Annotated in this window: 12 protein-coding genes; 9 read left to right on the top strand and 3 right to left on the bottom strand. The window is 64.5% G+C overall.

The window, feature by feature from the left end:
* Nucleotides 1-19: 19 nt before the first annotated feature.
* On the bottom strand, nucleotides 20-1,183 hold the full coding sequence (locus tag FB481_RS12530) for an acyl-CoA dehydrogenase family protein (RefSeq protein ID WP_147176588.1): 1,164 nt from the start codon (nucleotides 1,181-1,183) through the stop codon (nucleotides 20-22).
* A gap of 74 nt (nucleotides 1,184-1,257) precedes the next feature.
* Entirely contained in the window at nucleotides 1,258-2,085 is an 828-nt protein-coding gene (locus FB481_RS12525; protein ID WP_147176587.1) for a MaoC family dehydratase N-terminal domain-containing protein, read from the bottom strand.
* A 128-nt stretch (nucleotides 2,086-2,213) separates the two neighbouring features.
* Here FB481_RS12525 and FB481_RS12520 point away from each other — a divergent pair, with 128 nt between their 5' ends.
* From FB481_RS12520 to FB481_RS12505, 4 genes are all read left to right on the top strand, one after another.
* Entirely contained in the window at nucleotides 2,214-3,110 is an 897-nt protein-coding gene (locus tag FB481_RS12520) for a LysR substrate-binding domain-containing protein (protein WP_147176586.1), read from the top strand.
* Between the two features lie 432 nt (nucleotides 3,111-3,542).
* Nucleotides 3,543-4,211 (top strand): CsgG/HfaB family protein, encoded by a 669-nt coding sequence (locus FB481_RS12515; protein ID WP_147176585.1) that lies wholly within the window; start codon nucleotides 3,543-3,545, stop codon nucleotides 4,209-4,211.
* 14 nt (nucleotides 4,212-4,225) lie between these two features.
* Nucleotides 4,226-4,573 carry a DUF4810 domain-containing protein gene (locus tag FB481_RS12510; RefSeq protein WP_093501319.1) on the top strand — a complete coding sequence of 116 codons (348 nt, stop codon included), beginning with the start codon at nucleotides 4,226-4,228 and terminating at the stop codon, nucleotides 4,571-4,573.
* A 5-nt stretch (nucleotides 4,574-4,578) separates the two neighbouring features.
* A complete protein-coding gene (locus tag FB481_RS12505; protein ID WP_093502488.1) occupies nucleotides 4,579-5,241 on the top strand; it encodes a DUF799 domain-containing protein in 663 nt (220 codons plus the stop codon).
* Between the two features lie 39 nt (nucleotides 5,242-5,280).
* Here FB481_RS12505 and FB481_RS12500 read toward each other — a convergent pair whose 3' ends face one another.
* A complete protein-coding gene (locus FB481_RS12500) occupies nucleotides 5,281-6,834 on the bottom strand; it encodes a sigma-54-dependent transcriptional regulator (RefSeq protein ID WP_093501321.1) in 1,554 nt (517 codons plus the stop codon).
* 193 nt (nucleotides 6,835-7,027) lie between these two features.
* Here FB481_RS12500 and phhA point away from each other — a divergent pair, with 193 nt between their 5' ends.
* The 5 genes from phhA to cobF all read left to right on the top strand — a co-directional run bounded on the left by phhA (nucleotide 7,028) and on the right by cobF (nucleotide 13,060).
* Nucleotides 7,028-7,834, top strand: coding sequence for a phenylalanine 4-monooxygenase (gene phhA / locus FB481_RS12495; RefSeq protein ID WP_256662745.1), 807 nt, complete (start codon nucleotides 7,028-7,030; stop codon nucleotides 7,832-7,834).
* Nucleotides 7,835-7,941: 107 nt separating this feature from the next.
* Complete coding sequence (locus FB481_RS12490) at nucleotides 7,942-8,298, top strand: 4a-hydroxytetrahydrobiopterin dehydratase (RefSeq protein WP_147176584.1); 357 nt, start codon at nucleotides 7,942-7,944, stop codon at nucleotides 8,296-8,298.
* A gap of 191 nt (nucleotides 8,299-8,489) precedes the next feature.
* A complete protein-coding gene (locus FB481_RS12485; RefSeq protein WP_147176583.1) occupies nucleotides 8,490-9,779 on the top strand; it encodes an MFS transporter in 1,290 nt (429 codons plus the stop codon).
* Between the two features lie 88 nt (nucleotides 9,780-9,867).
* The gene (gene ggpS / locus FB481_RS12480; RefSeq protein ID WP_093501327.1) at nucleotides 9,868-12,135 is read left to right on the top strand and encodes a glucosylglycerol-phosphate synthase; all 2,268 of its coding nucleotides are present in this window, start codon (nucleotides 9,868-9,870) and stop codon (nucleotides 12,133-12,135) included.
* A 160-nt stretch (nucleotides 12,136-12,295) separates the two neighbouring features.
* Nucleotides 12,296-13,060: a precorrin-6A synthase (deacetylating) gene (gene cobF / locus FB481_RS12475; RefSeq protein WP_093501329.1), complete on the top strand. Its 765-nt coding sequence runs from the start codon at nucleotides 12,296-12,298 to the stop codon at nucleotides 13,058-13,060.
* The last annotated feature ends 216 nt before the right edge of the window (nucleotides 13,061-13,276 follow it).

The following is a 13,276-nucleotide window of genomic DNA, read 5'->3' as shown; positions in this document are numbered from 1 at the left end:
CAGTTCATAAGTAGGCTCCTCAAAAGCTGCGCGGCAGTTTGAGCAGATGCTCGGCCACGTAGGACATGATCAGGTTGGTGGAGATCGGCGCCACCTGGTACAGGCGGGTCTCGCGGAACTTGCGCTCGACGTCGTATTCGTTGGCGAAGCCGAAGCCGCCGTGGGTCTGCAGGCAGGCGTTGGCCGCCGCCCAGGAGGCTTCCGCCGCCAGGTACTTGGCCATGTTGGCGCTGGCCCCGGCGTTCTCGCCGCGGTCGTATTGCTCGCAGGCGCGCCAGCGCATCAGGTCGGCGGCCTCCACTTCGATGTGGGCCTTGGCGATGGGAAATTGCACGCCCTGGTTCTGACCGATCGGGCGGCCGAACACCACGCGATCACGGGCATAGGCACTGGCCTTCTCGATGAACCAGCGACCATCGCCGATGCATTCGGCAGCGATCAGCGTACGCTCGGCGTTGAGGCCATCGAGGATGTAGCGAAAGCCCTTGCCCTCTTCGCCGATCAGGCTGCTGGCGGGAATTTCCAGGTTGTCGAAGAACAGCTCGTTGGTTTCGTGGTTGACCATGTTGGCGATCGGCTGCACGGTCAGGCCGCGGCCGATGGCCTCGCGCAGGTCGACCAGGAAGATCGACATGCCCTCGGATTTCTTCTTCACCTCGGCCAGCGGCGTGGTGCGCGCCAGCAGGATCATCAGGTCGGAGTGCTGGATGCGCGAGATCCACACCTTCTGGCCGTTGATCACGTACTTGTCGCCCTGGCGCACGGCGGTGGTCTTGATCTTGGTGGTGTCGGTGCCGGTAGTGGGCTCGGTCACGCCCATGGACTGCAGGCGCAGCTCGCCGCTGGCCAGCTTGGGCAGGTAGTAGCTTTTCTGCGCGTCGCTGCCGTTACGCAGCAGGGTGAACATGTTGTACATCTGCCCGTGGATGGTGCCGGAGTTGCCGCCGCAGCGGTTCACTTCCTCGAGGATTACCGACGCCTCGGCCAGGCCCAGGCCGGAGCCGCCGTATTCTTCCGGGATCATCGCCGACAGCCAGCCGGCTTCGGTCATGGCGCTGACGAAGGCCTCGGGAAAGCCCTTCTCCTCGTCGATCTTGCGCCAGTATTCGGCCGGGAATTCGGCGCACAGGCCACGTACGCCTTCACGGATGAAATTCAGCTCTTCGCTCTGTTCCGGGGTCATCTCGATTCCTCGATTCTTTTGTTTTCGCGGCCGATAGCGGTGGATCGGTGAAGCGTGATCCACCCTCGGCTCAATCATTCGAATTGCACTTCGGCCTGCTGGGCCATGCCCGCGGCATTACCCGCCCACAACTGCGCCCTGCCCGGCTCATCGATTCGCCCGGCCACCTCGAAGGGTTCGGGCGCAACCAGCGGGCGCAGGCCGCGGTAGGCGAAACGGCGCAGCCGCGCCTGGGGCTGGGCGCGGCAGAACGCGCGCAGGTTGAGGGTGGCGATCAGCGGGCCATGCACCACCAGGCCGGCGTAACCTTCGGTTTCGGTGACATAGGGCCAGTCGTAATGGATGCGATGGCCGTTGAAGGTCACCGCGCTGTAGCGAAACAGCAGCGTCGGGCTCGGCACCACGCCCTCTCGCCAGTCACCGGCTGGCAGCGCTTCGCCAGCGCCGCCCTTGGGTGGGCTCGGCTCGCGGTAGACGATGTCCTGCTCCTCGCGGATCGCCAGTTCGCCGTCCTGCAGGTAGTCGTGCTGCACGGTGACGAACAGCAGCGCGCCGGTGCGCCCGTGCTTTTCCTCGATGTGCTTGATGGTCGAGACCCGGGTGGCCTCGCCGCCGACCCGCAGGGGCGCGATGAACTCGACGCGCCCACCGGCCCACATGCGATTGCGGTTGTCAGCCGGTGGCAGGAAGCCGCCGCGTGCCGGGTGCCCGTCGCCGCCCAGGCCGCCCTCGGCGATGGGCTCCTGGAAGAATGCCCAATGCCAGAGCGGCGGCAGCGCCTCGCCATGGGCGGGGGTGTTCTCGCCCAAGGTCGCGGCGATGCGCTTGACCAGGTTGCGGCTCAGTTGATCGTGGGCTTCTTCGGTGCGGCCGATCCAGGCGGCGAAGGCAGAGTCACTCATGGTCAATCCCGGCTTGTTCTTGGAGTGCAGGCAGCATGCAATCCGATGAACGTTCCGAGAATCCGCATTTATTTAAGCCGGCGTTCGGCTATGCTGAACGCCATTTTCCAACTTGCCTCAGAGCCGCCATGCACTTCGACCTGCCGGATTTGCGCCTCTTCATCCATATCGCCGAATCGCCAAGCCTGACCCAGGGCGCACGCCGTGCTTCCCTGTCGCCAGCGGCGGCCAGCGCGCGCATCAAGGCGCTGGAAGGCCAGCTGGATACTCGCCTGCTGTACCGCGACAGCCGCGGCGTGGAGCTGACGCCAGCCGGCCAGCGCCTGCTGCAGCACGCGCGACTGATCATGCGCCAGGTCGATTACCTGAAAAGCGAGTTCACCGAATACGGCAGTGATTCGGCCGGGCATATCCGCATCTTCGCAAACACCACAGCGGTGACCGAATTCCTGCCCGAAGTGCTGGCTGGCTTCCTTGCCGAGCGCCCCGGCGTGACGGTGGACCTGCAGGAGCGCCTGAGCCGCGATATCGTGCGTGGCGTGCTCGATGGTGGCGCCGACCTGGGCATCATCGCCGGCCCGGTGGAAGCGGCCGGCCTGCAGGTGCTGCACTTCAGCACCGACCGCCTGGTGCTGGTGGTGCCGGACGGCCACCCGCTGGCCGGCCGCGAACGCGTCAGCCTGCGCGATACCCTGCAGTACCAACACATCGGCCTGCACGACGGCAGCACCCTGCTGACCTTTTTGCGCGAGCATGTCGAGACCCTGGGCGGCACCCTGTCGCTGCGCATCCAGATGTCCAGCTTCGAAGCCATCTGCCGCATGGTCGAAGCCAACGTCGGCATCGGCATCATCCCCGAGTCCGCCGCTAGCCGACATCGTCGCACCATGAAACTGCACACCATCGAACTCGACGAGCCCTGGGCCGTGCGCGAACGCAGCATGCTGGTACGCGACCTCGAAGCTCTGCCGGGCAGCGTGCGGGCGTTGATCGCCACCTTGCTGCCGGAAAACGCGGCCAGTTGATCGCGCTAAGCGTTCACGATCTTTATGCCGGGCTTTAACTATTTGACTGCAACGCGGCGATAATGGCCGGTGAGCAGAGCTTTTGTGGGAGAGGCTTTAGTCTCGATTTGCCTGTCCTAGGCGTAAAAGAGCTCGCGGCTAAAGCCACTCCCACAAGGTCACTGGATGTCCAGTTGCCCATACCCTTGCCAAGAAAGATCGTGAACAGGCGCTAAGAAGCACCACGAAGCGAAGCGCATCACACCGGCGAACCGCATTGCTGGCAAAACGCCTTGGCGATCATTAGAATCCTCGCCGCAGGAAGCACCCCGCACCCGTCCAGGGTCAGCGTCTGCCCGCGCTAAGCCACCCCATGCGTCATACCTCGTGAAAGTGCCCGGCTGATTCCTGCCCGCTCAGGCTCGCCCTGCCCACTTTGCAAACGAGATTCGTATGAAAAAGATCATTACCGCTGGCCTCGCAGGCATGCTCGTACTGCTCGCCGGCTGCGCCACCGAAAGCTCGCGCACGCTGGAAGTCGCCAAGGTCAACACCGCCAGCAGCCAGTACAACGGCCCGCGCAGCCCGATCGCCGTCGGCAAGTTCGACAACCGCTCCAGCTACCTGCGCGGCATTTTCAGCGACAGCGTCGACCGCCTTGGCGGGCAGGCCAAGACCATCCTGATCACCCACCTGCAGCAGTCCAACCGCTTCAACGTGCTCGATCGCGACAACCTCAGCGAGCTGCAGCAGGAGTCGGGCTTCTCCAAGCAGGCTCAGCAGATCAAGGGCGCCAACTTCGTGGTCACCGGTGACGTGACCGAGTTCGGCCGCAAGGAAGTCGGCGACCACCAGCTGTTCGGCATCCTCGGCCGCGGTAAACAGCAGATCGCCTACGCCAAGGTGAACCTCAACATCGTCGATGTCGCCACCTCCGAAGTGGTGTACTCCAGCCAGGGCGCCGGCGAATACGCACTGTCGAACCGCGAGATCATCGGCTTCGGCGGCACCGCCAGCTACGACTCCACGCTCAACGGCAAGGTCCTCGACCTGGCGATTCGCGAGGCCGTCAACAAACTGGTCAGCGGCGTCGACAGCGGCGCCTGGCGCCCGGTCAAGTGAGCGAGGAGCGAACGATGAAATCCGCACTTCTGCTTACCACCGTACTGGCCACCGCCCTGCTGGGCGGCTGCGCGCAACAACCCAAATCGCTCTACTACTGGGAGGGCTACCAACAGCAGGTCTACCAGCGCTTCGAGAACACCACCGGCACCGAGGAGCAGATCGCCGCACTGGAAGCCAGCGCCCAGAAGGCGCGCGCCGCCGACCGCACCCTGCCGCCGGGCTTTCACGCCCACCTCGGCATGCTGTACGCGGAGATCGGCAAGCCCGATCAGGTGCGCCAGCAATTCGAAACCGAGAAAGCCCTGTTCCCCGAGTCCGCGCAGTACATGGACTTTCTGATGCGCAATATGGCCAAGTGACCGACATGCCTCTACTGACCTCTCTCAGAACACTTGCGGCCCTGGCCGCCATCGCCCTGCTGGCCGGTTGCGCCACCCAGCAGCCCTACGACTACAGCGCCTTCAAGGAAAGCAGCCCGGCGTCGATCCTGGTGCTGCCGCCGGTCAACAAATCGCCGGACATCAAGGCCACCTACAGCCTGTATTCGCTGATCACCGCACCCCTGAGCGAAGCCGGCTATTACGTGCTGCCGGTGGCGGTGGTCAACGAGACCTTCAAGCAGAACGGCATGGCCAACGCCGAGGAAATCCGCGAAGTCCCGCCGCAGAAGCTCTACGAGATCTTCGGTGCCGACACCGTGCTGTACATCGACGTGACCGAGTACGGCAGCAGCTACAAGGTGATCAGCAGCGAGGTGGCGGTGGCCGCCAGCGCCACTCTGGTCGACCTGCGAACCGGCAAGGAACTGTGGAAAGGCGTGGCCCGGGCCAGCACGGCAGAGCAACAGCAGAACAGCGGCGGCGGCCTGGCGGGGATCCTGATCACCGCCCTGGTCAATCAGGTGATGAACAGCCTGAACGATCGCGGCCATGAGATCGCCGGCATCACCAGCTCGCGCCTGCTGAGCAGCAATGCGGTCAACGGCATTCTGCCCGGCCCCCGTGCGCGGCCCGTCAGCGCTCGCTGAAGCCCGCCACAAGAGCCCGGCCCCCGGGCTCGTTTCTTTCTACTCCTTGCCCACCCTATGTTCGCGCAGCTTGTTGGCGATGGTGGTGTGGGACACGCCCAGACGCTTGCCGAGCAGGCGGCTGCTCGGGAATTCGCCGTGCAGGCGTTCCAGCACGGCTTTCTCGAAACGCCCGACGATGGCGTCCAGCCCGCCTTCCAGCGAGAAGTCGCCCAGCGGCTGCGCCGCGCCGTAGCCCGGCAGGCGAACGTGCTCGGGCTTCACCACCGCGCCGTCGCACAGCGACACCGCCTGGAACAGCACGTTCTCCAGCTGCCTGACATTGCCCGGCCAATGGTAACGACCGAGCTTGTCCAGCGCGGCGGGCGCCAGGCCCGGTAGCGGGCAGCCGATCTGTCGGCTGGCACGGTCGAGAAAATGCTCGGCCAGGGGCTGCAGGCCATCCAGGCATTCACGCAGCGGCGGGATGTGCAGGCTCAATACATTGAGACGGTGGTAAAGGTCTTCGCGGAATTCGCCGCGAGCGCACAGCTCGGAAAGGTCGACCTGGGTGGCGCAGGTCACCCGCACATCCAGGTACACCTCCTCGTCACTGCCGACCCGCCGAAAGCAGCCATCCTGCAAAAAGCGCAGCAGCTTGGCCTGCAGGCGCGGACTCATCTCGCCGACGCCATCGAGAAACAGCGTGCCGCCTGCGGTCAGCTCCAGCAGACCCAGCTTGCCTTCGGCGCGGGCGCCCTCGAAGGCGCCAGGGCCGTAGCCGAACAGCTCGGTCTCGGCCATCGACTCCGGCAAGCCCGCGCAATTCAGGGCCATAAATGGCGACTGGCCGCGGGGGCTGGCCAGGTGGCAGGCCCGGGCCAGCAGCTCCTTGCCGGTGCCGGTTTCACCTTCGATCAGCAGCGGTGCGTCCAGCGGCGCCATGCGTCGCGCCTCGCGCACCACGGCGGCCATCACCCTGGAGCTCTGGAAGATGCTGTCGAAGCCGCGCAGCTCCTGCTTGCGCACCTGATAGATTCGCTCGCCAACGCGGTCGGCACGGTGCAGGGTCAACACCGCGCCGGCCATGGCTTCGCTGTCGTCGTGTTCGCTCTGCAACGGCGCGATGTCGGCGAGAAACACATCGCCGCAGACTTTCACCCGCAGCCCGTTGATGCGCGAGCGATTGGCACGCACCAGCTCCGGCAAATCGAAATCCTCGACGTAGCGCGACAGCGCGATGCCCGGCACTTCGTCCACCCGCACGCCGAGCAGCGCTGCCGCGGCCCGGTTGGCGGCGACGATGCTGCCGCCCATGTCGATGGACAGCACCGGAAATTCCAGGGCGCCGAGCAGAGCATTGAGTTCCAGGTGCCTGCGCTCGCTGGGCATCAGCCCCACGCGCTTGACGCCGAACACGCCGGTGATGGCCTCGAACTTGGCGCGCAGGGCCTGGAATTGCAGGTTGATCAGGTTGGGGCAATGCAGGTAGATGGCGTTGCCCTGCTCGCCACCGACCTCACCACGGGCGACGTTGATGCCGTAGTCGACCAGCAGTTCGAGGATGTCGCGCAGGATGCCCACACGGTTCTGGCAATGGATCTTGATACGCATGACGGCCGCTCTTGTTATTTTCGTCAAGGTTTCTTGCCAGTCTAGAGGAAGCCACCGAGCCAGGAACAGGCTTTCCCGCGTGACGTAATGCTTTCTTTACGAAAACCGCCATCCGCCCTCACTCGTCGGTCGCGCGCAGCCGCGCAAGGCGCGCGTGCATGGGGCATGCTCAGGCCAGCCACGATCAGAACGGATGTGCAGGGAGATCGCCAAGATGAAAGCCAGCCAGTACGTTGCCAGGCAGCCTGACGCGAACGGCTTCATTGACTACAGCGAGGTCGAGCACCGCACCTGGCAGACGCTCATCGAGCGCCAACTCAAGGTGATCAAGCCCAGCGCCTGCCAGGATTACCTGGACGGCATCGACAAGCTCGCCCTGCCCCATGACCGGATTCCTCAATTGCCGGACATCAACCGCGTGCTGCAGGCCGCCACCGGCTGGCAGGTCGCCCAGGTGCCGGCGCTGATTCCCTTTCAGCGCTTCTTCGAGCTGCTCGCCAACAAGCAGTTTCCGGTGGCCACCTTCATCCGCACCGAGGCTGATCTGGACTACCTGCAGGAGCCGGACATCTTTCACGAGATCTTCGGCCACTGCCCGCTGCTGACCAACTCCTGGTTCGCCGAGTTCACCCATACCTATGGCCGCCTGGGGCTGGCCGCCAGCCCGCAGGAACGGGTATTCCTGGCACGCCTGTACTGGATGACCATCGAGTTCGGCCTGGTCGATACCCCGGCCGGCCGACGCATCTACGGCGGCGGCATTCTCTCCTCGCCCAGAGAAGCGGTGTATTGTCTATCCGACGAGCCCGAGCATCAGCCGTTCGACCCCGTGGAGGCGATGCGCACCCCCTATCGTATCGACATCCTGCAACCGCTGTACTTCGTGCTGCCGGACCTGCAACGGCTGTTCGCCCTGGCGCAACAGGACATCATGAGCCTGGTGCACCAGGCCATGGCATTGGGCCTGCACGCACCGAAATTTCCGCCCAAGGCGGCCTGATAACCTGCTCACGATCTGCTGCGCGTCGGCACTTCTGCGCCAGCCAAGCCCGGGCGAGGCGCCGCCGCCAGAAGCTCATCTACCACCTGTGAATTCGAGGAAACCCCATGACCGCACTGTCCAAAGCCACCTGCGAAGCCTGCAGCGCCGATGCGCCCAAAGTCAGCGAGGCCGAACTGGCACAGCTGATCAAGGAAATCCCGGACTGGAACATCGAGGTTCGCGACGGCGTGATGCAGCTCGAACGCGCCTACGCCTTTCGCACCTTCAAGCATGCGCTGGCCTTCACCAACGCAGTGGGCGAGATCGCCGAGCGCGAGAACCATCACCCGTCGCTGCTCACCGAATGGGGCAAGGTCACCGTCACCTGGTGGAGCCATTCGATCAAGGGCCTGCACCGCAACGATTTCGTCATGGCAGCACGCACCGACGAACTGGCAAAAGTGGCCGATGGGCGCAAGTGAGGTGCCCCGCAAACGGGAAAAATTCGCTCGCGTACGCACCGGGCTGGTGCCTTTCACTGCTCCGAAAAATCGGAAGACCGTTCGTCGGTAAAAATAAACCTTAAATATCATATAGATAGAAAACAACCTCAGAGATCACTGGCGCGCTTCCTGCTTGCCATCACCGGCATAGTTCCCTAGGGTTGTTCGCCATGTGGTCCTTGATTGCCCCTATCAGCTCGTTGCTGGGTGGGGTCGCGTTACTCCTCCTCGGCAACGGCCTGCTCAACACCCTACTGACTCTGCGTGGCGTCGCCGAAGGCTACTCCACCGGGATGCTCGGCCTGATCATGTCCGGGTACTTCGTCGGTTTCCTGCTCGGCACCTGGCTGGCGATTCCGCTGGTGCGTCGCGTTGGGCATATCCGTGCCTTCTCGTTCTGCGCCGCCCTGGCCGCCATCACCGCCCTGCTCCACGTGCTGATCGTCGACCCCTGGGTCTGGCTCGGCTTGCGGGTGCTCTACGGCCTGGCGTTGGTCAGCCTGTACATGGTCATTGAGAGCTGGCTCAACGCCCAGGTTCCCAACGACAAGCGCGGGCAGATGTTCGCCGTGTACATGGCGGTCAACCTCGGCGCCCTGGCGGCCGCCCAGCAATTGCTGAACCTGGCCGATCCGGCTGACTTCCTGCTGTTCGCCCTGGCGGCGATGCTGATCAGCGCGGCCCTGATGCCCATCACCCTGACCCGCCAGGCGCAACCCAACGTGCCCGATACCCTGCACACCAACCTGCGCGCCATCGTCGGCATCGCGCCGCTGTCGATCGCCGCGGCCGGCCTTTCCGGCCTGGCACTGGGTGCGTTCTGGGGGATGGCGCCGGTGTATGCCAGCCTCAACGGCTTCGACGCCGCCGGGGTCGGCCTGATGATGAGCGCGACCATTCTCGGTGGCGCGCTGCTGCAATGGCCGATCGGGCGCTTCTCCGATACCCACGACCGGCGCTGGGTGCTGTTCTGGGTGGTCAGCGCAGCGGTCATCGTCGCGTTGGTGATGAGCCTGCTGCCCGCTGGCCGCCCGTTGCTGGGATTGATGTTCCTGTTCGGCGGGCTGTCGTTCGCCATCTACCCCATCGCCGTGGCGCAGTTGATCGACCAATTGCACAGCGACGAAATCCTTTCCGGCTCCAGCAGCCTGCTGATGGTCAACGGCATCGGCTCGGTATGTGGCCCGCTGCTCGCCGGCCTGCTCATGCAATACAGCGGCGCGGCGGCATTGCCGCTTTACTTCGCCACCACCCTGGGCTTGCTGGCGGCCTACACCTTCTATCGCCTACGTCATGTCAGCGACCTGGTCGCCGGTGAACAGGCGCACTTCGTGCCGATGCTGCGCACCAGCCACACCGTGCTGGAGCTGATGCCCGCTGCCCCGCCGTCTGCGGATGACATCGATTCGGACAACGATCACACCGGTGACGAGCGGGAGCCCGTCACCACTTCGTCGTAGGCACACGCACGCCTACATAACAGAGGCGCCACCAAGGTGCCCGTTTTGCTCGCCGGTCGATGCCGGCGTTTTGACAGGGAGACAGCCCATGCTACTTGCTACCGATCTCGATGGAACCTTTCTCGCCGGTGATCCCGAGGATCGCCTGAGCCTCTACCAGACCATCGCCGCCCACCCGGAAATCCAGCTGGCCTACGTCACCGGGCGCAGCCTCGAAGCGGTCCTGCCGCTGCTCGCCGACCCCACCCTGCCGCAACCGGACTTCATCATCGCCGACGTCGGCGCCACCTTCGTGCATGGCGACAGCCTGCAACCGATCCAGCAGCTACAGGGCCAGGTCGACGCCCGCTGGCCCGGCGAAAGCCAGGTCGCCCAGGCACTGGAGGGCTTCGGCCTGGAACGCCAGGACGTGCCTCAGGCGCGCCGCTGCTCGTACTTCTGCACGCCCGAACAGGCCGCCGATCCAGCCCTGGCCCAGGTCGCAGAAACCCTAGGTTGCGATCTGCTGTATTCCGCGGATCGCTACCTCGACTTTCTGCCCAAGGGCGTCAACAAGGGCACCAGCCTCAAGGCGCTGGTCGAGTGGCTGGGGCTCGATGACGGCGAGGTGCTGGCCTGCGGCGACACCCTGAATGACCTGAACATGCTCGACGGCACCTACAAGGGCGTTTGCGTGGGCGAATCCGAGCCCAACCTGATCAAGGCCACCGAGCATCAGTCGTGGATCCTGCAGGCGGACCGTCCGGGCTGCGGCGGCATTCTGCAGGCCTTCGTGCATTTCGGCTTTCTTGGCGAGCACGGCATCGCCGCGGAAAAACGCACCGCCACCAAGCCGGGTCGCGCCGAGCTGGTGATGGTCTATCACCGTCTGCCCTACGAGGAGCACCGCGGCGCGGACGGCAAGGTGCAGCGCCGTCGCCCCACGTCCCCCAACGGCATCATCCCGACCCTGATGAGTTTCTTCGGCGACTCTCGCCCGGGTTCATGGGTCGCCTGGGCCGTCGACGAAGGCGGCGACGAGCCGTTCGAAACCCACACCACCGTGGATGCCGAGCGCTACCCGAAGCTCACCGCTGCCCGGGTGGCGCTGAGCAAGCAGGAGGTCGACATCTTCTACAAGCGCTTCTCCAAGGAAGCCTTCTGGCCGACGCTGCACACCTTCTGGGAGCGGGCACGCTTCGACGAGGACGACTGGCAGGTATTTCTCAAGGTCAACCGCGCCTTCGCCGAGCGTACCGCCAAGGAAGCCGCGGAAGGCGCCGTGGTGTGGCTGCACGACTACAACCTGTGGATGGTGCCCGGCTACCTGCGCGAGCTTCGCCCGGACCTGCGCATCGCCTTCTTTCACCACACCTACTTCCCTTCGGCCGACGTGTTCAACGTGCTGCCGTGGCGCCGGCAGATCATCGGCAGCCTGCTGCAGTGCGACTACATCGGTTTTCATATCCCGCGCCAGGTGGAGAACTTCGTCGACGTGGCTCGTGGCGTCACGCCGCTGCAGACCGTCAGCCGGCAGAACTGCGCGCCGCGCTTCGTCACCTATGGTTGCGCCGTTGGTTTGGAGCGCATGACCACCGCGGTGGACACCGGCAGCCGGGTGGTCAAGCTCGGCGCCCATCCGGTCGGCCTGGATATCGAACGGGTGCGCAACGCCCTGGCCCAGGACAAGACCCGCGAGCAGATGGCCAACCTGCGCGAGGAGCTGAGCGGCATCAAGCTGATCCTGTCGGTCGAGCGCCTGGATTACACCAAGGGCATTCTGGAGAAGCTGCAGGCCTACGAGCGCCTGCTGGCCGACAATCCGGAGCTGCACAAGAAGATCACCCTGGTCAGCATCTGCGTACCGGCAGCGCGCGAGATGACCATCTACGACGAACTGCAATCGCAGATCGAACAGGCGGTTGGGCGCATCAACGGCCGCTTCGCACGGGTCGGCTGGACGCCCGTGCAGTTCTTCTTCCGCAGTTTCCCGTTCGACGAGGTGGTGGCCTGGTACGCCATGGCCGACGTGATGTGGATCACCCCGCTGCGCGACGGCCTCAACCTGGTGGCCAAGGAATTCATCGCCACTCAGGGGCTGACCGACGGCCAGGGCGTGCTGGCGCTATCGGAATTCGCCGGTGCCGCCGCCGAACTCAAGGGCGCCCTGCTGACCAACCCTCACGACACCGCCGACCTGGCGCAAACCTGCTACCTGGCGCTGAACATGCCCAAGGCCGAAGCCCGGGCTCGGCTGCGCGAGCTGTTCGATATCGTCAGCTACAACGACATCCGCCGTTGGGGCGATGAGTTCCTGGCTGGTGTCGCCGAGCCGGAGGAAGAGGCGGAAAATGTCCTGCGCCTGGCGGCTGGCTAACCATCAGTAGTCTGGCGTTGAGCGAAGCGATATCCAGGTCAGGGATGTGCAGCCTGCCGAGACACCGCCCCTGCGCATCGCTTCGCTCAGCAGCAGGCTACGGTCTGTCGTGATGACGAACTGATATGCTGCGCGCCATCGCAAGAACGAGACGTGCAGCATGAACGACATCCTGATCATCGGTATCGGCGCCGGTGACCCTGACTATCTGACCACCCAGGCGATCAAGGCCCTCAACCGCGCCGACGTGTTCTTCATCCTCGATAAGGGCGAGGCCAAGGACAAGCTGATCGCCCTGCGCCGCCTGATCCTCGATCGCTATATCGCGCCGGGCCGCCAGTACCGCGTTCTGGAGGCCACCAACCCGGAGCGCGAGCGAGACGTGTCAAACTATGACGCCAGCATCGACAGCCTCAACCGCGACAAGCAGGTGGTGTTCGAGCAGTTGCTCGGCCAGCTGCAAGAGGGCGAAACCGGCGCCTTTCTGGTCTGGGGCGATCCGTCGCTGTACGACAGCACCATCCGCATTCTCGATGGCGTGATCGCTGGCGGCCGGCCCCTCGCCTACGAAGTGATCCCCGGCATTACCAGCGTGCAGGCCCTCACCGCACGCCACCGCATTCCCCTCAACCAAATCGGCCGCGCCGTGCAGATCACCACTGGGCGTCGACTGCGCGAGGGCTGGCCCCAAGGCGTGGACAGCGTGGTGGTGATGCTCGACGCCCAGGACAGCTATCGCCAGGTAATCGACGAAGACCTGCACATCTACTGGGGCGCCTACGTCGGCACGCCGGACGAGATCCTGATCGCCGGCAAGCTGGTGGAAGTGGCCGAGCAGATCGCCACGACCCGCGCAGCAGCACGCGAAGCCAACGGCTGGATCATGGACAGTTATTTGCTGCGCCGCGGCGGGCGTGAGGCCTGATAGCAGACTTGTGGGTAGCGCCCGCCCGCAGCCTGTCGCCTGGCTGTTTGATCGCGGCAATGGCATAAGTGGACGCTGAGCAGGGCTTTGTGGGAGAGGCTTTAGCCTCGATTTTGCCAGCTAGGTGTTAAGAGCTTGGGGCTAAAGCCCCTCCCACGAAATCGCAAAGGCCAGTATTCAGCGTCCGGCCAGGCGACTTTTTTCAAGCTGGCCGAT

Source organism: Pseudomonas sp. AG1028 (genome assembly GCF_007993955.1).
GTDB classification, from domain to species: Bacteria; Pseudomonadota; Gammaproteobacteria; order Pseudomonadales; family Pseudomonadaceae; genus Aquipseudomonas; species Aquipseudomonas straminea.
Note: the sequence above shows the minus strand (reverse complement) of the source record. Positions and strands in the feature narration are given on the sequence as shown.